The sequence below is a fragment of the Ulvibacter litoralis genome (assembly GCF_900102055.1).
GTDB lineage: Bacteria > Bacteroidota > Bacteroidia > Flavobacteriales > Flavobacteriaceae > Ulvibacter > Ulvibacter litoralis.
This window is the reverse complement of sequence record NZ_FNBA01000002.1, coordinates 206,909-230,817: the sequence shown is the minus strand read 5'-3', so window position 1 is coordinate 230,817 and position 23,909 is coordinate 206,909. Positions and strand designations below refer to the sequence as shown.

General features: G+C 36.3%; 17 protein-coding genes. 10 read left to right on the top strand and 7 right to left on the bottom strand.

All coding sequences use genetic code 11. The features are described 5' to 3' along the window. The first annotated feature begins 76 nt into the window (after nucleotides 1-76). Together BLQ00_RS07070 and BLQ00_RS07065 are read left to right on the top strand one after the other, a co-directional pair. A complete protein-coding gene (locus tag BLQ00_RS07070; protein WP_093142430.1) occupies nucleotides 77-589 on the top strand; it encodes a nuclear transport factor 2 family protein in 513 nt (170 codons plus the stop codon). 67 nt (nucleotides 590-656) lie between these two features. Beyond that, a complete protein-coding gene (locus tag BLQ00_RS07065) occupies nucleotides 657-1,109 on the top strand; it encodes a hypothetical protein (protein WP_093142428.1) in 453 nt (150 codons plus the stop codon). A gap of 56 nt (nucleotides 1,110-1,165) precedes the next feature. Here the strand turns inward: BLQ00_RS07065 and BLQ00_RS07060 are convergent, their stop codons facing one another. From BLQ00_RS07060 to trxB, 4 genes are all read right to left on the bottom strand, one after another. Next, the gene (locus BLQ00_RS07060) at nucleotides 1,166-5,065 is read right to left on the bottom strand and encodes a fibronectin type III domain-containing protein (protein ID WP_093142426.1); all 3,900 of its coding nucleotides are present in this window, start codon (nucleotides 5,063-5,065) and stop codon (nucleotides 1,166-1,168) included. A gap of 152 nt (nucleotides 5,066-5,217) precedes the next feature. After that, nucleotides 5,218-6,375, bottom strand: a complete 1,158-nt coding sequence (locus tag BLQ00_RS07055; protein ID WP_139149369.1) for a hypothetical protein — start codon at nucleotides 6,373-6,375, stop codon at nucleotides 5,218-5,220. 32 nt (nucleotides 6,376-6,407) lie between these two features. Then, complete coding sequence (locus tag BLQ00_RS07050) at nucleotides 6,408-7,955, bottom strand: tetratricopeptide repeat protein (protein ID WP_217629425.1); 1,548 nt, start codon at nucleotides 7,953-7,955, stop codon at nucleotides 6,408-6,410. Between the two features lie 130 nt (nucleotides 7,956-8,085). Next, nucleotides 8,086-9,048: a thioredoxin-disulfide reductase gene (gene trxB, locus BLQ00_RS07045; protein WP_093142420.1), complete on the bottom strand. Its 963-nt coding sequence runs from the start codon at nucleotides 9,046-9,048 to the stop codon at nucleotides 8,086-8,088. 311 nt (nucleotides 9,049-9,359) lie between these two features. Between trxB and BLQ00_RS07040 the strand changes: the two genes are divergently transcribed. From BLQ00_RS07040 to acs, 8 genes are all read left to right on the top strand, one after another. Continuing rightward, nucleotides 9,360-9,779 (top strand): IS1/IS1595 family N-terminal zinc-binding domain-containing protein, encoded by a 420-nt coding sequence (locus tag BLQ00_RS07040; protein ID WP_175445422.1) that lies wholly within the window; start codon nucleotides 9,360-9,362, stop codon nucleotides 9,777-9,779. Between the two features lie 110 nt (nucleotides 9,780-9,889). Then, the gene (locus BLQ00_RS07035) at nucleotides 9,890-11,113 is read left to right on the top strand and encodes a hypothetical protein (RefSeq protein WP_093142414.1); all 1,224 of its coding nucleotides are present in this window, start codon (nucleotides 9,890-9,892) and stop codon (nucleotides 11,111-11,113) included. A gap of 12 nt (nucleotides 11,114-11,125) precedes the next feature. Next, complete coding sequence (locus BLQ00_RS07030; RefSeq protein ID WP_175445421.1) at nucleotides 11,126-11,383, top strand: DUF4212 domain-containing protein; 258 nt, start codon at nucleotides 11,126-11,128, stop codon at nucleotides 11,381-11,383. 30 nt (nucleotides 11,384-11,413) lie between these two features. Further along, nucleotides 11,414-13,189, top strand: a complete 1,776-nt coding sequence (locus tag BLQ00_RS07025) for a sodium:solute symporter family protein (RefSeq protein ID WP_093142409.1) — start codon at nucleotides 11,414-11,416, stop codon at nucleotides 13,187-13,189. Between the two features lie 271 nt (nucleotides 13,190-13,460). Further along, a complete protein-coding gene (locus BLQ00_RS07015; protein ID WP_093142404.1) occupies nucleotides 13,461-16,151 on the top strand; it encodes an ATP-binding protein in 2,691 nt (896 codons plus the stop codon). Between the two features lie 16 nt (nucleotides 16,152-16,167). Continuing rightward, on the top strand, nucleotides 16,168-16,533 hold the full coding sequence (locus tag BLQ00_RS07010; protein WP_093142402.1) for a response regulator: 366 nt from the start codon (nucleotides 16,168-16,170) through the stop codon (nucleotides 16,531-16,533). A gap of 271 nt (nucleotides 16,534-16,804) precedes the next feature. Further along, nucleotides 16,805-18,703 (top strand): acetate--CoA ligase, encoded by a 1,899-nt coding sequence (locus BLQ00_RS17765; RefSeq protein WP_189342862.1) that lies wholly within the window; start codon nucleotides 16,805-16,807, stop codon nucleotides 18,701-18,703. A 12-nt stretch (nucleotides 18,704-18,715) separates the two neighbouring features. After that, entirely contained in the window at nucleotides 18,716-20,623 is a 1,908-nt protein-coding gene (acs, locus tag BLQ00_RS17760) for an acetate--CoA ligase (RefSeq protein ID WP_189342863.1), read from the top strand. A 107-nt stretch (nucleotides 20,624-20,730) separates the two neighbouring features. On the opposite strand, the gene BLQ00_RS06995 is transcribed toward acs, so the two are convergent. The 3 genes from BLQ00_RS06995 to BLQ00_RS06985 are packed head-to-tail and all read right to left on the bottom strand — an operon-like array spanning nucleotide 20,731 to nucleotide 23,813. Beyond that, nucleotides 20,731-22,074 carry a YHYH protein gene (locus BLQ00_RS06995; protein WP_093143908.1) on the bottom strand — a complete coding sequence of 448 codons (1,344 nt, stop codon included), beginning with the start codon at nucleotides 22,072-22,074 and terminating at the stop codon, nucleotides 20,731-20,733. A gap of 16 nt (nucleotides 22,075-22,090) precedes the next feature. Then, nucleotides 22,091-23,122 carry a cytochrome-c peroxidase gene (locus BLQ00_RS06990; RefSeq protein ID WP_093142397.1) on the bottom strand — a complete coding sequence of 344 codons (1,032 nt, stop codon included), beginning with the start codon at nucleotides 23,120-23,122 and terminating at the stop codon, nucleotides 22,091-22,093. Next, on the bottom strand, nucleotides 23,115-23,813 hold the full coding sequence (locus tag BLQ00_RS06985) for an MbnP family protein (RefSeq protein WP_139149368.1): 699 nt from the start codon (nucleotides 23,811-23,813) through the stop codon (nucleotides 23,115-23,117). The genes BLQ00_RS06990 and BLQ00_RS06985 overlap by 8 nt, the downstream gene beginning before the upstream one ends. Between the last annotated feature and the right edge of the window lie 96 nt (nucleotides 23,814-23,909).

The following is a 23,909-nucleotide window of genomic DNA, read 5'->3' as shown; positions in this document are numbered from 1 at the left end:
CAACCTGAGTAAATCCGTTTCAACGTGTCACCGCTATCGACACACTTGAAGCGGATTTCTCTTAAAAACCAAAAGCATGAATCTCAAAAAAATCACCTCTCTAGCACTACTACTATCTTTCGCATCAATTACTTCCCTTAGCGCTCAAATAAAAAGCACTTCGGAAGTGTTTCAAATATTAAAAGAAAAAGACAGTATTCTTTTTAACGTCGGATTTAACACCTGTTCAACAGCCGCTTTTGAAGAGATTATCAATGAAGATTTTGAGTTTTACCACGATGAAAGTGGCGTCACAACTTCAAAAAGTAGCTTTATTACTGCTATCAGAGATGGACTCTGCGGAAATAAAGATGCATTTAGATCTAGAAGAGAATTGATTCCTGAAAGTTTAGAAGTGTTTCTACTGAAAGATAACGGAGTTGTATATGGAGCGATTCAAAAAGGAATACATCGCTTTTTTGAAAGAGTACCAGGAAACAAAGAAAACCCAGGAAGTACTGCAAAATTCACACACTTGTGGGTGCTCGTTGCGAATGAATGGAAGCTAAAACGCATCCTAAGTTACGATCACACCATGGGAAATAATTAGCATTTTTTTATCAATGCATTAAGAAATATGGACTGTTACCTGACGTTAGTATATAAAACCTTACGTTATGAAACCATTTATTTTAGCAGTATCCCTATTGTTATTCGTTGCTTGCGATAGTGACGATGATACAAACAATAACGCAAACGCGTTTGAAAATATAGTAACTGAGCTTCCGCAAGGAAATTGGGAAGTGAGTTATTTCTATAAAAACGACATGGACGACACTCAATCGTATAGTGCCTTTACATTTACATTTAACGAAAATGGAACGGTAGACGCTATTAACGACATCCTTACAGAAAGTGGTGTTTGGTCGTATGACGGTTCTGACGATACTTCAGATGACGACGGTATCGAAAATGACGAAGAACTTGATCTTCAATTTCCTCAAAATGGTCTTTTAAAAGATCTTTCCGAAGATTGGCACATTACAGCAGTTAGTTCTTCTGAAATTGTATTATACGATATCAGCGACGGAAATAGTTCTGCCGACTTCTTAACTTTCAGAAAAATATAGAAACTAAAAAACCACCTCTTTCGAGGTGGTTTACTGGTACTTAATTTGAAATACAATTATTTTACAAATACTTTAAATACCAAGTTAGATACATCAGTTTGCGCTTCTAATAAATACAATCCTGAGCTCAACCCCGACATTTTAATCGATCCTGTAGTTCCGTTTATAGTTTCAGTAAACAATAGTTTTCCTGAAATGCTATATACTTTTACAGTATTGATATTTTCTGTATACGTTACATGTAACACATCAGTTACTGGGTTCGGATAAAACTTGAAATTCTCTAAATTAAAGTCAGCCGTTCCTAAATTTTGAGTTATAAATACGAATGGTCCATCCCAAGCACTTTCATTTGCACTACAAATAGACTTCACATATACTTCATATTCAGTATTTGCAGTTAAGCCTTCAATTAGTACAGATGTATTTGGAGTAGAAGTCCCTGTTGCTGTTCCTGGATATCCTGATCCACTTGATTGTACAATATATTCGTAGCCTCCAGTTGGTGCTGGAATTACTTCAGACCAAGATGCGATAGCTGATGTTTCAGTAATATCAGAAATTGCTACATCGTTAGGATATAAACATGCTTCTGTGTCGTCGTATGCTGAGATTTTAAAGTCTCCAAATTGAATTGCCCATCCCCAAACACGAATACGAACTGTAATTCCTGGTTCTTTATCAGTAAATCTCATTCCTGCAAAAGGATTCCCTCCAATGACAAATTGTTCGCTACAGTGTGTAAACACTCCAGGTGAAACTTCATAATCAAATGGGACAAGAGAATCTACTCCACATTCTCCAGTATACGCTTCCATTGCTGTGTCTTTCAGTAATGAATCGTCTTGAAAACGAGTTTCAACAACAAAACTACCAGATTCTGGCACCACTACATCAAACCATACATCACGGCTATTTATTTCAAAATCTAATTTACCACAGATAGGTAGTGGTGAAATACTAAGATCTACTGTTGCTGAAATATTAGTTGCCACAACTTCGTTTTCTTCAAAAGTTTCGCCTACTGTAAGTAGTACTGCATCGTCACACTCGTCATTATTGGGTGCTGGAGGTGATTTGTAAGCACATAAGGTGAAATAAACAGGGATTGATGAAGGAGTGCTTGTAACAGCTACATAATATTGTACGCCTTGCGTTAAATCTGCTAGTACTCTTTGAGATCCACAGGCTGTTAATGCTGTTAAATTACCTGGCGTTCCTGAATAAACACTAACCCCTGTTACAGAAGATCCGTTTAAAAAGCGTCTTCTAAACGTGTATTCACCAGTTTCTGCAGGTGTAAATGTATACCATACATCAATTGTTGCAGATGAACAAGCAGAATCAGATGAAAATGTAGCTGAAGCGGTATAACCTTCCATGATGTTATTACATTCACGATCTTCAGATTCTAATAGAACTGTTGCGTTAGCAATTTCATCATTTACTGGTACTTCAGGAAATTTAAAGACACATAATGAATACTGAGCTGTAGGCTCTGCACTTGCAGCAGCGACAAAATAAGTAACATTTGCTTCTAATTCGAGTGAAGCATATCTTGAAATACAACCTGTTGATAAAGGAATAAGATCAATAGAAGAACCTCCAAAAATATACATACTCATATCCTCATCATTTAAAGCTTCTATACTGAAAGCATAAGTTCCAGATGTTTCAGGAGTAAAACGATACCATAAATCATTATAGTCATCATAGGCAGGATTTGCACAAGGAAACTCAGGTGAACGCGTTGCTCCTGCAAAATCACCTGTAATGGCATTATTACACATATAATCATCAGAAGCCGTTAATACTGCTGCTGTGATAGCCTCATCGTTAAAACCTAGGTCCGGTTTAAATTCATAGTTATATTCATCCATATAAATATTTTTGAAGTTACTTCCATTACCAGAATGTTGTGGTTTGAAAGCAATATATGTATGATTTAAACTAGTATCGTAGTTTGAGAAGTCTATGGTGAATTCTGTCCAAGTTTCAGCAAAAATACTTGTTTCATTAAGTGTAGTATCGTCTAAAATCACAAATGTTGTAGCATCTAATGGATCTGACATTGTACCTACAATCACACTAAAACCTTCAGTAGTAGAAGTGCTTTTGTTCATTTTAAATCTAATTTGCTTATCGCTACTTAGATCTGTAGTTTCAGGAGTACTTAAAAGTAAGCCTTCAGGGTCTGAGCTAGAACTCATAAACATTCGCAGCATTAAATTCCCTTCAGAAGGTGTAATATTGTTTTGTGATGCGTAGGTTCTAAAATCTCCCGAAGTAGTATCTAAAAATGACCAACAGGGTTTAATTTCTTGACCATCTTCATTCAATCCTTCAAAGCTATCGCTATATTCGGCAACAACACTATTACAGGTTGTAGTAAATTCTTCCGAAGAAATCCACGCCCCAAAATCAGTAGCATCACATTTTGCTCTTACATATGCCACATAAGCAGTATTTTGATCCAATGTTACAGAAACAGTAGTAGCCATAATCTCTGTTCCATTTGTTGTAGCATCAGGAGCTGGTAACGCAGCTTCTTGCACTAAATATTCCCATGTAGTTTCAGAAGAACCACTCACTGTCCAACTAATATCTGCCGAGTCAAACTGAACGTTTGAAGCAGTAACATCAGTAACTTCTAAACAAGAAGGAATGTCCTCAACACAAACAGTATTGATCCAAACAAATTTATTTACAACTCCACTATGTCTAAAAGCAAAACTCACATCATCGTTATTTGGTAGATCAACCAAATATTCTTTATTTCTATTGGAAGTAGGTGAAAATGAAGTTATATATACAAATTCACCTAGGGAGTTGATAGTACCTACCTCCAATACATCTGGCGCATCTGTAGACGCACCTGCTGAAAATTTGATACGGTGATTTCCGTCCATTGCATAAGATACGTCTGGCGAAATTGCTACAATATCCCCTACTACAGTATTACTTGTAAAGTACAACTCAAACATATTTTTGTTATATCCAGAGAATTCATAATCCACAAACGCATGACCGCCTGTAATAGGATCGTCATAAACACTCCAGCAAAAGGGTACAGCACCATCTTCAATTCCTGCCCAATCTTCGCAATAGTTCGCTGTTATTGGCCCGCAATCGGTTCTAAGTGTATTGGCAGCCATAATCCAAGCTCCAAAATCCCCACCACCACAATTGGCACGTACATAAGCCTCATAGTCCGTATCTTGATCTAGGCCTGTTACAGTTATTGAAATATTTGAATCTGTAGAAGTATGTGCTACACCATTTGTGGTTGGTTCTCCACCGCCCACTTCTTGCACTACATATTCCCAGTTATCTTCAGTGGTACCACTTTCAGCCCATGTTAAGTCCACAGTAGTTTGCGTAGCATTTGAAAGAGCAACATTTGTAACTTCTAAACAAGTTGGAATTGGTTCTAAACATACACTGTCTATATTAACCTGATCGAAGGTCGATCCGAGGTTGTGTTCAAAGAAAATGAATTGATCAGTTCCTGCAGGAATGATAACCTCATGTGCTTCCCAATCTGTATTGTTGATACCGTTTAAAGTAATTGTTTCAACCGTAGTAAACACACCACTACCATCTCCAACATCTGTTGTACCCACTATTAAGTTAGATTCTATTGCTCCTTGTGCATAAAACTTCAAACGGTGGTTACCATCTGAAGTAGTTGCATTCATGGGTGAAATAAATATTAACTCACCTGTATCTGCAGCTGCATTGTACATCCTGAAATATTTTGGAGGAGTTGGTGATGCAGGGTTACTCGTTACTCTTCCATACGCTTGTGTAATACCCGTGGTGTTAATCATTGTCCAGTCAACGGGAACTTCATTATTGTTGTATGAGTCAAAATTTTCCGATATTTCACATTGTGCAAATAAATGGCCACCGAAACTGAATACTGCAAAGAGCACAGTAAGTAGTAATTTTTTCATTTTTAAAGTATTTGAAATTAATAATTGTCACTGGTAAACCTACAATCAATTAGTAGTACTTAAAAGGAAAGTATTTTCGTTTTTCAAGAATTTTCACGAAATTTAAAAATATTATTCAGTTTTTAGAATACTGATTTACAGCTAGTTGTAAATTAATTGTCGTTTTTTTCAGAAGAATCAATTTTTTCTTTGTGTTGGGCTATTTTCTTTCTTTTTTTAAGAATATTCTTTAAAATGTAGAGTAATAAGAGCAGTAAAACAATGATGCTAAATATGAAGAAATAGTTGTATTTATTTTTTTGAGCTTCCGATTTTTCAGAATTATCTAAAGAAATATCGTTTACAATTGTATTCAACGATTTTTTTTCTTCGGAAAGTAATTTGGCTTCTTCAGCTAAATAAAGAGAGGTATATTTATTAAAATTTTCGGTGTCTTCAACAATGGAATAATTATCTGAAAGCGCTTTGTAAATTTCAGAATTCATCGAAATATCATTAATATGTTCTATCGATTTAAGTGCTTCTTGAAGTGTGTGAATCGCTTCCAAATTCTTCCCTTCTACTGTAAGTATTTTTGAAAGTCCCAATTCAGAATATGCAACTATTTTTGTAGAATTCACTTTCGAACCGTAAAAAATAGCCTCCTCATAATTTTCTTTGGCAGCAGCGTATTCTTTCAATTCGAAATTACAATCGCCAATATTATTGTTTGCGATGCCAATACTCGAATTAATGGCTTTATTCGTAGTGTTATTTTTAAAAATTACCTCCGCTTCTTTTAAATATTCTAATGCATATTCGCACCCCAAATTATCCTTTTGAATCAATCCCTTCACAAAAACTATGTTTCCTTGCAAAAATTTTATAGAATCTGGCAATGGATGGTTTACTGTAATTTCGTAGGCTTTGTCTAAATAACTCAAAGCTTTATTTCCAAGCTTTAGTCGCTGGTATTCTCCTCCAATAAAACCTAAAACGCGAACTCTATCAGCATAATTGTTACTCTTTTCTGCCACCGAATCTGCTCTAAAAGCGTAGGTTAGTACTTTTTCATGATTTTTTAAAATAGCATAGGCATTCGCCACTGTAATTAAAGCAGCTGTTTGTGAAGAAGGATCATTTTTAGCCATTTCGTACAGCTGTAATCCTTTTTTTATGGCCAATTGTGGATTGCTGTAGGTAAGCAGTGTAGCTTCTGCTCTAATACTGTCCAGTGTTGCTCTACTTTGAGCATACATCCCTAAAGATAGCATGCTAGTAAATAGAGTGAAAAACAGGTATTTTAGAACTGTATTTTGTTGCGTTTTCATCGAAACGAAAGATACTAAAAAGATGCCAAATTTTATTTTGAGCTTTTCTTTAAAAAAGTAATGAATTGCTTCGGAGTTATCCCTGTAATCGACTTAAAAACAACCGTAAAAGCACTGTGCGAAGAAAACCCACAAGATTCGGCCAAATAACTCACTTTATAAGCAAGGTACTTTTTGTCTGTTTTCATTAAATGGATAATGTAATTTACGCGTAATTCGTTGATATATGTATTGAAATTCTTGTTTTTGTACTTCCGAATTATTTCTGAAATATATTTGGTATTGGTCTTCATTTGCTTGGCTAGAAGCTGCAATGACATATTCGCGTCTATAAACTTAGTCGTTTGCTCAAAATCTTCCAAACGCTCTAATATGGCGCGTTCGGTACTTTCAGGAATCACAATCTTTTTATGGGCTGGCACAATTTCTTTTTCTACTGCCTCTTCAGTTTGTAATTTTTCTTCCCGCTCAATTTTTGAAATAACTTCTTTAAACCTAGCGTATTCTTTATCGAGTCGTTTGTTATAAAAGTAATACAACACACCACTCAGTAACACAAGTGCAATTAGAACGCCTCCAAGAATAAAATAGATTCCCTTTTTAGATTCTATTTGCTGTGCTTGTTCTTTCTCAATTTGCGACAATATGGTGTTTCGCACCTTTCGTTCGGAAGCGGAGATGGAAGAAGACAATTCTGAACTCTGAGAATAGTACTTTCGATATTCCGACAGGCTGTCCATTGTTTTATATACTTCGGAAAGTTCTTTGGTGATTTGAACTGTTTGCTCCTCTTCAACTGTTGAAATAGCGAGCGCACGTTTGTAATAATCTTCTGCCAACTGAAGGTTTTTAGTAGCACTACTCACCTTTCCCATTCCAAATAATGAAACTGCTGCTACAGAAGAGTTTTCTAGATCCGATTTTTTTACAACCGAAAGAGCCCTTTGGTAATAGTCTGTTGCTTTAGAAATATTATCTGTTTCCAAATAAATGTTTCCTATTTCGTTCTTAACAGTAGCTGTTATTACTGGGAGTAGTGCTTCAAAAGGTTTTATTACTTTTTCTGCCTTGATGGAAGTTTGTAAAGCTTCCTCCAATTGTTTTGAAGCCACCAAACGTTCTGTCTGCTCTAGTAATATCTTACAATTGACAACCGAAAGTTGCTGTTGGGAAGTTATATTTCTTGAAATGATTTCGGCCTCCTTCAGGTAGTTCTTCGAAATATCATCCATTCCCGATATGCGACATCGCTCCGATATTGAAATTAAAATAAGAGACACCAAATAAGGGTTTGATTCGCCGTAAATGGCTTGTTTGGCCAAATATAAATTTTTAATGCTTCGTGAATGTTCGCCTTTTAGTTTTTCACTTTCAGCTAACAAATAAAGCGCACGCGATTTTTCAATTTCGTTTTTGGCATTCGATAATAAAAAATTAGCAACTCGAATAGATTGATCTGGATCTTGATACAAGCTATTTAAATTCTTCAGAAATAATTCCTCTCGATCAAATATATCTTGTCCTACACTCACTAAAGAATGAAGTAGTAGAATTAAAAAAAGGATCGCAGAACGTTTCATAAATAGGGAAAAATCAAGACAAATATAAATCATTGCCTTTAGAAATAATCACAAATTGATGACATTCCTACATACAAAAACATCCAAATAGCCTAAACTACTTGGATGTTTACATTTATATAATTTACAATTAAGCTGTAACTTCTGTCTCAATAGCAGCAAGGTATCTTTCTGCATCTAGAGCAGCCATACACCCTGTTCCTGCAGCAGTAACTGCTTGACGGTATTCTTTATCTTGAACATCACCACTAGCAAAAACACCTGGCTTATTCGTTTTGGTAGATTTACCTTCTGTAATTAAATATCCTGTGCTATCCATGCTCAACTGACCTTTAAAAATATCAGTATTAGGCTTGTGACCAATAGCGATAAATAATCCAGTAATTGCAATTTCTTCTTTTTCGTTGGTTTGGTTGTTTACCATGCGTAATCCTTCTACAACCATATCTCCTAATACCTCATCCACTTCAGTGTTGTAACGCACGTCAATGTTTTTAGTACTATTAACACGGTGTTGCATTGCTTTACTAGCTCTCATTTCATCTTTACGAACTAACATTGTTACATTGTTACAAATGTTAGCAAGATAGGTAGCTTCTTCAGCAGCAGTATCACCTGCACCTACAATAGCAACGTCTTGACCTTTGTAGAAAAACCCATCACAAACCGCACAAGCAGAAACACCACCTCCACGTAATTTTTGTTCACTAGGCAATCCTAAATATTTCGCTGTAGCTCCTGTCGAAATAATTACTGTTTCAGCTTCAATTTGAGTCGTGTTATCAACAGTTACTTTATGAATACCACCAACCTCATCACTAAAATCAACAGCGGTGACCATCCCAATACGAACTTCCGTACCAAAACGTTCTGCTTGTTGTTGTAATTGCACCATCATGGTAGGGCCATCAATTCCTTCAGGGTAACCAGGGAAATTATCAACTTCAGTTGTCGTTGTTAATTGTCCTCCAGGCTCCATTCCTGTGTACATGATTGGTTTTAAGTCTGCTCTAGCAGCATAAATTGCAGCAGTATATCCTGCGGGTCCTGAACCAATAATAAGGCATTTTATTCTTTCAATAGTATCTGACATAATAGTATTTATTCAAAATTATCTGAATGTAAAAGTAGCAACTTTAAGCTAAAACTTACATCAAAAGTTATTAAGATTCTCTATAACTTTATTAAGAATTTATATCCTTTTCTTCGGAAAAACTAACAGAACCTCAGAATTTTCAGAAAAAAACAACCACAACTGAAGATTTTACATCTAAAAAGAAACGAATTCTTTCAGAAGTAACAATTATTTTAAGAATACCGTAAACAAAAGGCTTCCAAAGATTTTGAAGGAAAATACACATGTATATATTGCTAAATTACTATATTTATGCTAAATTACTATATATGAAACATCCTAGTTGTCCAAACTGTAGCTCAGATCATTACGTTAAAAGCGGAATTATCAATAACAGACAACGTTATAAATGCAAAAAATGCGGCTATAATTTCACTGTAAACAAACTTGGCAAAAAGATAGATGATTATTACGTGAATAAAGCATTACAACTGTACTTAGAAGGCTTAACGTATCGTGAAATTGAACGTATTTTAGGGATCTCTCACGTGAGTATTATGAACTGGGTAAAAAAGTACAATATCAAACGTCCTTACAATTCTAATTACCATCCAACTTATAAGATATTAAGTGCTACAGAGCTATCTAATTATTTTCAAGACACCCAAAACCTAAGCGGCGCAGGTGTTTTAATTACCGAGCTTGGAGATAAGTTTATGTTAATAAAATGGGAACGTTTTAAAGAATAACTATAGCTAATTAGCATCTATATATATTAACTTTTTGTTAACTCATAGTTTTATAGAATTTAGTGGAGCACACAATACCAATATTTTACTCACTAATCCAACTAAAAACTATGAAGAAACAACTGGTAATTCTGTTAAGTATTAGTCTTTTTGCTTTTCAGAACATGTACTCCCAAAGTTCTCCAGATTATTCAGGAGGGCTCAAAATTAAGTTTGACGAGGAGGGCAAAAAATACCTCCGTGTAATTTCTTGGGCGCAAGTTCAAGCAACCTATACAGATGAAGTCCCTGAAGACGCAAGTCACATCAACTTCAATTTACGCAGAGCCCGTGTTTTAATGTTCTCACAAATTAATGAGAAGTTTTTAATCCTCTCACATTTCGGCTTAAACAGTTTAAATAGCGGTTCTCTAAGTCCGACAGGAAAAGGAGAAGGTTCACAGTTGTTTTTTCATGGCGTTTGGGCACAATACAACGTAGCTAAAGATCACGCTGTAGGAGGCGGACTGCATTACTTTAACGGAATATCACGTCTCAACAACCAAAGTACGTTAAACATGCTTACCCTAGACAACAACCGTCAGTCATGGTCGACCATCGGACTTTCAGATCAGTTTGCACGACATCTTGGTGTGTACGGAAAAGGGAAGTTTGGAAAACTTCAATACCGTGTCGCGATCAATGATGCAATTACAAATGGTCTAGATGCCCGAGAGCCCGAAGCAAATGGTGCTGCGGTATATGGAGGAAAACGACTTCTCGGCTCAAAAGATGCTGGTTTTGCATATGCAGGTTATTTCGATTATAATTTTCTAGATCAAGAATCTACATTTTTACCGTATAAAGTAGGAACCTATTTAGGGGCTAAAAAAGTATTTAATGTAGGGGCTGGTTTCTTTTTACACCCCAGTGGTTCAGTTCGAATGGACACCAATGAAAACTTAGTAGGAGAAGACATTGCTTTATTCGCCATCGATGCGTTTTATGATGCTCCTCTTGGCGAAGACGGAAGTGCTATCTCTGCATATGCCACTTTTCAATCTAATGACTACGGAAAAGATTATTTATACAGCGCTTACGGAACAGGAAGTATGGTATATGCTCATGTTGGGTATGTATTTGCTGGTGATCTTACAAAAGCCAGATTTCAACCGTATGTATCACTAGCTTCCAATAGTTATGATGCAGTAGACGATAACAGAAATATCTTCGGAATAGGTGTGAACTCCTATTTAAGCGGAAATAATTCAAAACTAACTTTAGAGTATCAACACCAAAAATTTGGCGAATCTAAAAATGGAACGGTAACGCTTCAAGCAATGATTTACCTCTAAACCCTTTCAATTATGACATCAAAAGAAAAAGCAACTGCCTATTGGAAAGTAAACCTTAGGTATCTACTCATTCTGCTCTCTATTTGGTTTATTGTTTCCTATGGTTGCGGTATCCTTTTCAGAGAAGAATTAAATCAATTTCGCTTAGGCGGTTTCAAACTAGGTTTCTGGTTTGCGCAACAAGGCTCTATTTACGTATTCGTAATCTTAATTTTTGTATACGTACGCCTTATGAATAAGCTTGATAAAAAATTTGGTTACGACAAGTAATCCTAATACTAATCTTAAAAATATAAAAATATGAGCGTTCAAGTTTGGACATGGATTTTAGTTGGGATTACCTTTTCCCTCTATTTTGGAATTGCAATATGGGCCCGAGCGGGTTCTACAAAAGAATTTTACGTTGCTGGTGGAGGAGTTTCTCCCTTAGCAAACGGATTGGCTACTGCAGCAGACTGGATGAGTGCTGCCTCCTTTATATCAATGGCAGGAATTATTTCCTTTGCAGGATATGACGGCTCGGTGTATCTCATGGGATGGACAGGAGGATATGTACTTTTAGCACTACTTCTCGCTCCCTACCTTCGGAAGTTCGGAAAATTTACGGTCCCCGATTTTATTGGAGATCGTTATTACTCAAACACGGCTAGAACCGTAGCTGTGATCTGTGCCTTAATTGTTTCATTTACATATGTAGCAGGACAAATGAGAGGTGTGGGAATTGTATTCTCTCAATTTTTACAAGTAGATATTACCGTTGGTGTAATTATCGGAATGGCAGTAGTACTTGTTTTCGCCTTCTTAGGAGGTATGAAAGGAATTACCTATACGCAAGTTGCACAGTATTGTGTCTTAATCTTTGCATTTATGGTTCCAGCCATTTTCATCTCTATACAAATGACAGGACATGTTATTCCACAAATTGGTATGGGAGGAAGTGTTCAAGACGGTACTTACTTACTCGATAAATTAGACAGTTTACATACAGATCTTGGTTTTAAAGAATTTACAAGCGGAAGTAAATCGACTTGGGATGTCTTTGCTATTACTTTAGCTTTAATGGCAGGTACTGCAGGATTACCACACGTTATTGTTCGTTTCTTTACGGTTCCAAATGTTAAAGATGCCCGTAAGTCTGCCGGCTTAGCGTTATTGTTTATTGCTATCCTTTACACTACAGCTCCGGCAGTTGCTGTTTTCGCAAGAACAAACCTAATTCAAACAGTGAGTAATACTCCTTATACTGAAATTCCAGAATGGTTTAAAAACTGGGAAAATACAGGTTTAATTGCATGGTCTGACAAAAACGGAGATGGAAAAATTCAATATGTAGCAGGAAGCTCAATCGATGGAAAGAAACCAACTTTCACGGAGGAAAGAGGAGCTTCAGGAGAACGTCTAATTTCGAATCCAAGTACCGCAGAAAATGAATTATATGTAGATAGAGACATTATGGTATTAGCCAATCCAGAAATTGCAAAATTACCAAACTGGGTAATTGCATTAGTTGCTGCCGGTGGATTAGCCGCTGCGCTTTCAACGGCTGCTGGACTATTATTGGTAATTTCTACCTCGATTTCGCATGATTTAATTAAAAAACAAATCAAACCAGACATCTCTGACAAAGGAGAACTATTAGCTGCACGTATTAGTATTTTATTTGCAATTGTTATTGCTGGACTTTTCGGAATTTATCCGCCGGGATTTGTCGCCGCGGTAGTTGCCCTCGCCTTCGGTTTGGGAGCTGCCTCCTTCTTCCCTGCCATTATACTCGGTATTTTTGACAAAAGAATGAACAAAGAAGGTGCCGTTGCCGGAATGGTTGTAGGAATCTGCTTAATGTTATTCTACATGATTCGGTATAAAACAGGATTAGTAGGTGTTATGGAAGCTAGACCTGCTAGCGAATGGTGGTTCGGAACTTCTCCTGAAGGTTTCGGAACTGTAGCAATGATTGTAAATATTGTTATTTCGTTAGTTGTTTCTAGATTGACACCAGCCCCTCCAGAAAATGTTCAAGAAATTGTTGAAAATATTCGTATTCCAAACAATGCTGGAGAAGCCCATTCACATTAATTAGTACTAATTCATATATTCATAAAACAGTATCGCTTTAAAGTGGTACTGTTTTATTATTTTAGTGATTATTTGAAAAACCTCATGAAAAAGAGACACGAACAGAAATTAGTAATCATTTCCCTAGCATTGTTTTTTGCTTTTAATGTCCCATTTATATTCATATTCAATATAAACGGAGCCGTTTTCGGAATACCAGTGCTTTATTTTTTCATTTTTACCATCTGGTTGCTCTCTATCATCGTTTGTTTCATTATACTAAAACGATTCTATGAGTAATTACACCCTGTTTTTCATCATTGTATGTTACCTAGCTTTTCTGTTTTATATTGCTTTTTTAGCTGAAAAAAATGCAAAAAGCAAATGGACAAACAACCCTTATATTTATACCTTGTCGCTTGCTGTCTATTGTTCTGCTTGGACGTACTACGGAAGCATAGGTATTGCCGCGAATTCAGGGATTAATTTTCTACCCATCTACTTAGGACCTATTATCGCGCTTCCCGTTTGGATTATCATTATGCGGAGAGTCATTCGAATATCCAATCAGCATAAAATATCTTCCATAGCCGACTTTATTTCGTTGCGCTACGGAAACAACCGTTTTCTAGGTGCATTAATCACCTTTGTTTGTGTGGTCGGAACGGTGCCTTATATTTCGCTTCAGTTAAAAGCTATTTCTGAAACGTTCGAAATTATGTCGCATGACAATAGCTATATCGCCTCTGGTATTTACGACGACTCCACACTTTATATCGCCGTGCTATTAGCCATTTTCGCCACCTTCTTCGGAACACAAAAAACAGATGCTTCAGAAAAACACCGAGGTATTGTAGCTTCTGTGGCTTTAGAGTCTATTTTAAAACTAGTATTTTTTCTCATCATTGGAGTTTACATTACCTTCTACCTCTTTGATGGTACGCAAGACATCTATTCGCAAGTTTCAAAGCTTCCCGATTTTGATCGCTTAACAAAATTAAATAGCATAGAAGATGGGTTTACATGGTTGTTCATGATATCACTCTCTTTTATGGCCATCTTTTTACTACCGAGACAATTTCAAGTTTCAGTGGTTGAAAACAATCGCGAAAAACATCTAAAAAAAGCCATCTGGCTGTTTCCGTTGTATTTATTACTCTTTAATATTTTTGTTATTTTCATTGCCTGGGGCGGAACGTTAACCTTCGGAAATACCGTAAATGCCGAATACTTCACACTGCTCCTTCCGCTAGAAAACGGAAATGTGTTTTTAGCCCTATTAGTTTTCCTCGGTGGTTTTTCCGCAGTCATTTCTATGGTGGTCGTTTCAACACTTGCCCTTTCAACAATGGTGAGTAACAACTTAGTAATTCCGTATGGCTTTCTAGACAAATTCAGCAAAGGAGATCCTGAACGAAATAACAAGTACATTAAAAACATTCGACGGATTTCCATTTTTTCAATCATCATTCTAGCGTATTTATTTTATGTAAACTTTTCCATTCAGTTGTCCCTATACTCTATTGGACTTATTTCTTTTGTGATTATAGCGCAAATGGCACCTGCTTTTTTCTTGGGTTTATTTTGGAATCGAGGTTCTTCAAAAGCAGCTATCATTGGAATTATTAGTGGGTTTCTAATAACGGTTTACACTTTAATACTTCCTTTTACACTAGAAGCCTACACTGGCACTAAAGATTTTGAAATGTATGGGTTGTTCGGAATAGAACTGCTAAAACCTCACGCCCTATTCGGCATCGACTTTTTAAGTCCGCCAGCACACGCCTTCTTTTGGAGTCTATTGTGCAATCTCTTTTGCTACTTAACTTTTTCATTAATTTCAAAAGGAAACTACAGAGAACGGAATTACGCCGAAATGTTTGTAGATCAAAAAAATTACGCCGCCCTTCAAGACAATGTTTTGGTTTGGAGAGGAGAAGCCTATGTATCTGATATAAAAAGTGTGTTGAATAAATTTTTAGGAGTGCCTAGAACCGAAAGAGCTTTGAATCTCTTCTTTATGAAATACAAACTTCCAAAAGACACGCAAATGGCAGATGCGCGTTTAATTAATTTTTCTGAAAAACTACTCACAGGGTGTATCGGAAGTGCTTCGGCTAAAATATTAATTGCAGGTGCTGTCAAAGAAGAAGAAATAAGCCTGGTTGAAGTTTTAAAAATTTTGGAAGAATCGAAAGAAGCCTTTTCAAAAAATAAAATGCTTCACGAAAAGTCGAACGAGTTAACCAACCTTACAAACCAATTAAAAACAGCCAACTCGGCACTTATTGAAAAAGACCGCCAGAAAGATGAGTTTTTAGATACCGTTGCCCACGAATTAAAAACACCACTCACAGGAATTAGAGCTGCCACAGAACTACTTATAGATGATGAAGATGATATGCCTCCAGAAATTAAAGCACAATTTTTAAAAAATATGTTGCAAGATTCGGAACGACTATCAAGACTTATCAACGATATTTTATATTTCGAAAAACTTGCTACTAACAGAAAAGAATTAGACTTCCAAACCAATAGCATTCAGTTAACGATTAATAAAGCGATTAATAGCATCTCGCAAATTGCTTTAAAAAGAAGCGTAAAAATTATAAATAATAGCATTGAAGAAAAACTACTTAAATATGATGAAGACCGTATTTTACAGGTACTCACAAACTTACTTTCCAATGCACTAAAATTTTGCGCACCCGATAAAGGAGAAATTACAGTAACCACTTCTACTGTAAATGGGTTTGTGGAAGTGTCGGTTCACGATAATGGAAAAAGCATTCCTAAAGAAGATTTTAAGTACATTTTTGATAAATTTTATCAATCTCAAAATCAAAATACAATTAAACCTGAAGGGAGTGGTCTCGGTTTAGCCATTAGCAAACAAATTATCGAAAAACATGGAGGAGAAATTTGGGCAAAAAACAATAAAAAACACGGCGTAACATTTGTTTTTAAGTTGCCTATTAATTAACTTGTAGTCCTCTTTTATGAGAAAGAAAATATTAATTGTAGATGACGAGCCCAACATTGTAATGACGTTGGAATACACCTTTAAAAAACAGAACTTTGAGGTGTTTATTGGTAGAGATGGTAGTGAGGCAATTCATATTTTAGAGAACAATATTCCAGATGTTGTTTTACTAGATATTATGATGCCAAATGTAGATGGATACCAGACCCTCGAAATCATTAAAAAAAGTGAACGTTTAAAGCATACGAAGGTTGTTTTTTTAACAGCCAAAAATAAAGCTTCAGACATAGAAAAAGGATTAAAGCTTGGAGCAGATAGGTATATTACCAAACCTTTTTCAGTAAAAAAGATAGTTTCAGAAATTCAAGAACTACTCAGTTAAAAATTGGTTTTGTGTGCAAACAAACTAAGTTTAATTTAAGATAGTTTATTATGAAATTTCAAATTCCACCCTTGGCATCAGATATTATTATCTCTGTATATGCTATTATATCCTTATTTCTACGTTTTAAATTAGAGAGCGAAAACCCGGTAAGTCCCATGGAGTCTATAGTTATGGGTGCTTGTTTCGTTGTGATAATATGGGTTTTTATTAAATTAAAAGTTCTCAATCCAAATTGGTTTGGATTTTTTAAAACTAAAAAAGCCTAACAATGAAATATCAAAACTTTTACTCTAGAAGTATTGATCATCCAGATGAATTTTGGCTAGAACAAGCACGACAATTAAATTGGTACACACAACCTAAGATAGGCGTATCAAAAGATGAATACGATTACGACCAATGGTTTGAAGATGGCGAACTCAATTTGAGTTACCTGTGTATAGACACTCATATCGCAAATGGTTATGGAAACCAAAATGCAATTATTTACGATTCGCCCGTTACAACGACTAAAGAGCATATCACATTTAACCAGTTACATGCAGAGGTTTCAAAATTAGCTGGAGGATTACAAGACCTTGGTCTTCAAAAAGGAGATACCTGTATAATTTATATGCCTATGATACCGCAGGCCCTCTATGCCATGTTAGCATGTGCACGGATTGGCGTAATACATTCAGTCGTTTTTGGTGGCTTTGCTCCTCACGAATTAGCCATTCGAATTGATGACTGTAAACCAAAAGCAATTATCACCGCTTCCAATGGAATTGAAATTGATCGCATAATTCCATACAAACCATTTGTAGACGAAGCTATTCAGAAATCAAAAAACAAACCAGAACACGTTATCGTTTTTGATCGAAAGCTAGGCGTTGAAATCCCGAAAAAAAACTACGATATAGACTATACCACTCTCGTAGAAAAATCTTCTTCAATAGAAGCTGTGTCTCTATCAGCTTCACATCCTTCGTATATATTATATACTTCAGGAACAACAGGAACTCCTAAAGGAATAATTAGAGATACTGGGGGATATGCTACTGCCTTAAAGTTTTCCATGAAATACATTTATGGCGTTGAAGAAGGTGACACTTTTTGGGCTGCTAGTGATGTAGGTTGGGTGGTTGGACATAGCTTTATTGCCTACGGTCCATTATTAAATAGAAATACAACTGTTCTTTTTGAAGGAAAACCTATTAGAACTCCAGATGCCTCGACATTTTGGAGAGTCATTAGTGAACATCAAGTAAAAGTAATGTTTACAGCTCCTACAGCGATTAGAGCCATAAAAAAAGAAGACCCAAACGGCGACATGCTTAAGCAATTTGACCTCTCCTGTTTAAAATATCAATTCTTAGCTGGCGAACGCTGCGATGTTGCCACATTAACTTGGACAGAAGAGAAATTAAATGTCCCAGTGATAGATCATTGGTGGCAAACAGAAAGTGGTTGGCCTATGATTGCAAACATGGTTGGAGTTCAATTAAATCTAGTAAAACCAGGTTCTTCAGGATTTCCTGTTTGTGGCTATGACATAAGAATACTCAACGAAGAAGGTCAAGAAGTTGCCGATGATGTGGAAGGATATGTAACCGTTAAACTTCCCTTACCTCCAGGCACTTTACGGAACTTATGGGGCAACCCCAAACGTTTTGTAGCGGGCTATTTAGAACGTTTTCCTGGCTATTACTTTTCTGGTGACGGCGGATATAAAGATGAAGATGGCTATGTATTTATTACCGGAAGAGTGGACGACGTGATTAATGTTGCAGGGCATCGTCTCTCCACTGCGGAAATGGAAGAAATTGTCGCTTCTCATAAGGCTGTTGCCGAATGTGCTGTGTTTGGAATACACTGTAACTTAAAAGGTCAAAAACCTTTAGGATTAATAGTGCTCAAATCTGGCGATACTTTTAAAGAGCAGGAAATTGCTTCAGAAATTATCAGTCAAGTACGTAAAGAAATCGGAGCCGTAGCATCCTTTAGAGATGTTCTCATTGTAGAACGATTGCCCAAAACACGAAGCGGAAAAATTCTTCGGAAATTATTACGCAATATCGCAGATGAGCATCAATACAATGTACCATCAACCATTGATGATATCGCAATTATAGAAGAAATAAAAAAAGTCTATCAAATCAATAAAGTAGGAATACACATTAGTTAAAAACCAAGTAATATGAGTAATTACCACATAAAACACTTAGAAGAATATTATCAAGTATATAGAAAATCCGTAAGAGAGCCTGAGAAGTTTTGGGAAGAAGTTGCTGAAGAACATTTTCTATGGCGAAAAAAATGGGATAAAGTATTAGATTGGGATTTTAATAAACCTGAAGTAAAATGGTTTGAAGGTGCTAAATTGAATATTACTGAAAATTGTATTGATAGACATTTAGCAACACGAGCTGATAAAACAGCCATTCTTTTTGAACCTAACGACCCAAATGAAGGGGCCGAACATATTACCTATCGACAGTTATACGAACGAGTAAATCAATTTGCCAATGTACTGAAGCAACAAGGAGTTAAAAAAGGAGATCGTGTCTGTATTTATGTCCCTATGATTCCTGAATTGGCTATTTCAGTATTAGCCTGTGCGCGTATTGGCGCCATACATTCTGTTGTATTTGCAGGGTTTTCAGCAACTGCGTTATCGACTAGAATTAACGACAGTGATTGTAAACTAGTAATTACCTCAGACGGTTCGTATCGAGGTTCCAAAACAATCGATTTAAAAGGAATTGTAGATGAAGCTTTAGAAAGCTGTCCAAATGTTGAGACTGTGTTAGTTGCAAAACGAATTAACTCAGAAATTACAATGAAAGAAGGTCGTGACAAATGGCTACAACCGCTTTTAGACAATGCTTCAAAAGAAGGAAAAGCAGAAGTTATGGACGCAGAAGATCCATTATTTATTTTATATACTTCAGGATCTACCGGACTTCCAAAAGGAATGGTACATACCACTGGCGGGTATATGGTTTATACGGCTTACACCTTCAAAAATGCGTTTCAGTATAGAGAAAATGACGTGTATTGGTGTACAGCAGATATTGGATGGATTACCGGACACAGTTATATCGTGTACGGACCCTTAGCCAATGGAGCTACGACCGTACTATTTGAAGGAGTTCCTAGCTATCCAAATTTTGGACGCTTTTGGGACATCGTTCAAAAACACAAAGTAACCCAATTTTATACAGCACCCACCGCAATTAGAGCGCTCGCAAAACAAGGAGCCGAATTGGTAGAAGCATACGATTTATCATCTTTAAAAGTATTAGGGTCTGTTGGAGAGCCTATAAACGAAGAAGCTTGGCACTGGTACAACGATACAATTGGGAAAAAGAAAAGTCCGATTATTGATTCGTGGTGGCAAACAGAAACTGGTGGAATCATGATTACTCCTATCCCCTATGTTACTCCAACAAAACCAACCTACGCAACCTTACCGTTTATTGGGATCCAGCCCGCCTTAATGGACGAAAACGGAAAGGAATTAAAAGGAAACCAAGTAGAAGGTCGTTTGTGCATAAAATTTCCATGGCCAAGTATTGCACGAACCATTTGGGGCAATCACCAACGGTACAAAGACACCTATTTTTCAGCTTTTGAAAATATGTACTTTACAGGAGATGGCGCCATTCGTGACGAAGTTGGTTACTATCGAATTACAGGACGTGTAGATGATGTGATTATTGTTTCAGGTCACAACCTAGGAACTGCACCTATTGAAGATGCTATTAACGAACATCCTGCCGTTGCAGAAAGTGCCATTGTAGGATTCCCTCACGATGTTAAAGGAAGTGCTTTGTACGGATATGTAACTCTAAAAGACATTGGAGAAACTAGAAATCACGACAACCTTCGCATCGAGATAAATCAATTGATTTCCGATCGTATTGGACCTATTGCAAAGCTTGATAAAATCCAATTTACAAATGGATTGCCTAAAACACGAAGCGGAAAAATTATGCGTCGTATTTTGCGTAAAATAGCAAGTAAGGAAACGGATAATTTAGGAGATACAAGTACATTACTTAATCCAGAGTGTGTACAAGAAATTATGGATACTTCTCTTTAAAGAAAAAGGGAATATACTATGCACGCTACTTATACACGAAAAATATTGTGTGAAAGTAGCGTGCATTATTATTTGTTTTCATCCGTAAACAAAAACGGATTGCTTGCTTATTTCTTGATAAGCACTTTATAGCTTTTTGAAGTTTCAGCACTTGAAACTCTTAAAAAATACAACCCATTATAAAGAGTATGTGTTTCCATAATGCTTAATGTACTTCCTTGTAAAATTTCACTTTTCAAAACAACTTGTCCCAATTCATTAATCAGCTCTAATTTTAGATTTCTATCCAATAGATTGGACTGAATCGCTATAAAATCTTGTGCAGGGTTTGGGTAAACCACCAAATTATAATTATCGTCATTGAAACCAACAACACTTAGACTTGAATCATAATTTGTAGTTGGTTCATTGATAGAAGTAACGTTTTCAGCAACAACATTTCCGAAGAAAGTAGGCCCTACAGCATATGGATACGCCGAATTATGGTTTTCATCTACGGTAGCATAATACGCATACGTCCCTTCTGGATATTCAGGTGTAATTGCAAAACGACCATTGTGCGCGTCTAAGTAAAATTCTTCTGTATGTGACACAAACTGATAATCTTCTCTAAAATAACCTTCAAAATATGTAGCATTTACATCAGGACCATTTAATCGTGTGGTCGCACCAGTAAGCTCATAACTAGATCGCATTCTAACAATGCCTCCAGTACCATCTGCATTTGCAAACGCATACGCACCATAGATTGGGAATCCGTCATAGGCAAATCCAATTAAAGGAGAGTGGTTATTGGTGTCAATTACATACAAACCATCAGCAGGATAGGTATCACAAATATCCGACACTACAATTACATCTAGATCAAAAGCACTCGGATTTTGGTGATGGTGATAATTCCCCATCGCTGGATGTGCTTTGTTACAATCGAAGCCTGCCATTTCTGCCGGAATTGCATCTCTATTCCAATCTTGCGTTGCCATAGGTCCTCCTGGACAAGGTGGGTTTCCAGGTCCGCCACAAAGCGACATCGTAGTGTTATTCCACGCAACACCATCTCTATAATCAAACAACGATACACCATTTATAAAAACTCCATTATTTCCCGGAAGTGTTTCAGAAGGGGTTCCAGTGTTCTCTGTAGGTACCAACGGGAATTTATAAATAGCTTCTTGATCTAGAGCAATGGAAGGATTTCCATCTAAAAAAGGTCCTGTAATATATGCTGGAATTCCTGTAGCAGTTACATACACCCAATCGTCTGAATAATCAACTGACTGTACATTTGCAAGTACAGCATCGTTTATAGGAGTTGAGTTTCCTTCTACATAATGACGACCAGTAATTCCTGTATGATTTTGAATCCATTCTGTAATAATAGGATTTTCTTGCGCTGCAACACTGCCCACAAAAGCAATAAAAGTGATAAGATACGCGAGTTGTTTTTTCATGGTAATCGTTTTTGAATTAATAATTGTTAGGATAGTTAAATCGCTTGTTAAATAAAAAGTCGGTGTCACTTAGTGTTCGTAAAAAAACAAGTAAATCGACCCTTTCGTTGGGAGTTAATAGAATGTCGTTTTTAAGTTCAGGAGCCAATGTATTGCTCTGCTGAATTCCAGTTGTATAATGCTGCAATACTTCTTGTAAGGTTTCAAATCGACCGTCATGCATGTATGGCGATGTAAATTGAATATTTCGTAACGTAGGTACTTTAAATTTCAATGAATCACTTTTATTTGCTGTAATTCCCATTCTTCCGAAGTCATTCAAAGTCGTATCTACTGCCAAACCAATGTTTTTAAAATCTTGGCTTGTAAACAGAGGTTCTTTATGGCAAGACGCACAATTAGTTCTGAAAAGTTCTAACCCATTTTTTTCTTGAGCCGTAAACTCGCCACCAGCTTCGTTTCGGATGTATTTATCATATTTTGAATTGTACGAATTTAACATCACTACAAATTGGGTAAGTGCCAACAAGGTTTTTTGTCCGGTTACCACACTATCATTATGAACCCTATAAAAGAGTGTTTTATACTTTTCTGAAGCATTTAATTTTTCTACAATCGCTTCTAAAGAGTTGTCCATTTCATCTTCACTTGTAATGGGTGCTAACGCTTGTACTTCGATGTGATTTACACCTCCATCCCACATAAATGAAGTGCTCCAAGCCAAATTCATTAGTGTCATAGAATTTCGTGTACCAATATTCCCATCAATTCCATGACTTAAATCGTGATCTACATGTGTAAAGCCTGTGGCTTGTAAATGACAAGAAGCACACGAAATAGTGTTATCTCTAGACAAGATAGGATCGTAAAACAAATGCCTTCCCAATTGAAATTCCTCTTCCGTCATTGAAAGTTTAGAGAAATCATAAGCGGGTTTTGGCCAATATTCAGGATAGTCGAACAAAACTTCTTTATGTTGTATCACGGCAAAGCCACAGCATATAAAAATGCCAACGAAACAAATGCTATAAGTTTTTATTCTATTCATTTACTGAAAATAACTTCGGAAGAGTTGCTGCAATAACACTGGCTTTTTCTCCAGGAATCATGATTTGATATTCATCCTTTAACTGAATATTTTTAAAGAAAGCATCTATCTGAAGCGGAAGCGTAATTGGTTCATTGGGCGCGTTTAAAATGAAGTGTACGCGTTTTGTCGTTTCATAAGGTGCGGTATAACCTCCAATATGAAACTGAAATTTATTTTTTCGGGAAGCGCAACTTGGACTTTTTCCTTCTAGTTTAAAATTAATATACCCACTTTGCCACGACCAATACATTCCGTTAGAAGGATCTAAAGCACCTGCCAATGCACCAGCGGTATTCATTTCTTTTTCAACACCTATATTAAATAGTAGTTCGTCTCCTTTAGCATACGAAACGTCAGGAAACTTTAGCTGCAAGGTTTCTTCTGAAAAAACATCTACTAAAAAATTGCTGTCTGGGATGCTATACCTTGTTCCATCTTTCTTTTCAATTTCAAAATTTGTAAGATAAAATCTCAGCTTCGAAAATTGTATCGAATCATTGTTTTCAGTCACATACCATGTATTTTCAGCGACTCTTTCCGAAGAAAATTGTGGCTGAATGATAATGTGTAATCGTTTTTCTTCGGAATAACTCATTAACAAGAATCCCATAAAAAACAGTAACCATAAATGAAAGAATTGTTTCTTCATGTAAATGTCATTTCAGTAGTCTTAAAACAGTTTATTACTAAAAACCTTTGACCCTGAAACGGCAAATTAAAACAAAAAAAAAGGAATGAATTTCAA

What these genes read in the sequence shown, in the direction of transcription:
- BLQ00_RS07070 (WP_093142430.1), top strand. Translation starts at nt 77, where the DNA reads ATGAATCTCAAAAAAATCACCTCTCTAGCACTACTACTATCTTTCGCA.
- BLQ00_RS07065 (WP_093142428.1), top strand. Translation starts at nt 657, where the DNA reads ATGAAACCATTTATTTTAGCAGTATCCCTATTGTTATTCGTTGCTTGC.
- BLQ00_RS07060 (WP_093142426.1), bottom strand. Translation starts at nt 5,065, where the DNA reads ATGAAAAAATTACTACTTACTGTGCTCTTTGCAGTATTCAGTTTCGGT.
- BLQ00_RS07055 (WP_139149369.1), bottom strand. Translation starts at nt 6,375, where the DNA reads ATGAAAACGCAACAAAATACAGTTCTAAAATACCTGTTTTTCACTCTA.
- BLQ00_RS07050 (WP_217629425.1), bottom strand. Translation starts at nt 7,955, where the DNA reads ATGAAACGTTCTGCGATCCTTTTTTTAATTCTACTACTTCATTCTTTA.
- trxB (WP_093142420.1), bottom strand. Translation starts at nt 9,048, where the DNA reads ATGTCAGATACTATTGAAAGAATAAAATGCCTTATTATTGGTTCAGGA.
- BLQ00_RS07040 (WP_175445422.1), top strand. Translation starts at nt 9,360, where the DNA reads ATGAAACATCCTAGTTGTCCAAACTGTAGCTCAGATCATTACGTTAAA.
- BLQ00_RS07035 (WP_093142414.1), top strand. Translation starts at nt 9,890, where the DNA reads ATGAAGAAACAACTGGTAATTCTGTTAAGTATTAGTCTTTTTGCTTTT.
- BLQ00_RS07030 (WP_175445421.1), top strand. Translation starts at nt 11,126, where the DNA reads ATGACATCAAAAGAAAAAGCAACTGCCTATTGGAAAGTAAACCTTAGG.
- BLQ00_RS07025 (WP_093142409.1), top strand. Translation starts at nt 11,414, where the DNA reads ATGAGCGTTCAAGTTTGGACATGGATTTTAGTTGGGATTACCTTTTCC.
- BLQ00_RS07015 (WP_093142404.1), top strand. Translation starts at nt 13,461, where the DNA reads ATGAGTAATTACACCCTGTTTTTCATCATTGTATGTTACCTAGCTTTT.
- BLQ00_RS07010 (WP_093142402.1), top strand. Translation starts at nt 16,168, where the DNA reads ATGAGAAAGAAAATATTAATTGTAGATGACGAGCCCAACATTGTAATG.
- BLQ00_RS17765 (WP_189342862.1), top strand. Translation starts at nt 16,805, where the DNA reads ATGAAATATCAAAACTTTTACTCTAGAAGTATTGATCATCCAGATGAA.
- acs (WP_189342863.1), top strand. Translation starts at nt 18,716, where the DNA reads ATGAGTAATTACCACATAAAACACTTAGAAGAATATTATCAAGTATAT.
- BLQ00_RS06995 (WP_093143908.1), bottom strand. Translation starts at nt 22,074, where the DNA reads ATGAAAAAACAACTCGCGTATCTTATCACTTTTATTGCTTTTGTGGGC.
- BLQ00_RS06990 (WP_093142397.1), bottom strand. Translation starts at nt 23,122, where the DNA reads ATGAATAGAATAAAAACTTATAGCATTTGTTTCGTTGGCATTTTTATA.
- BLQ00_RS06985 (WP_139149368.1), bottom strand. Translation starts at nt 23,813, where the DNA reads ATGAAGAAACAATTCTTTCATTTATGGTTACTGTTTTTTATGGGATTC.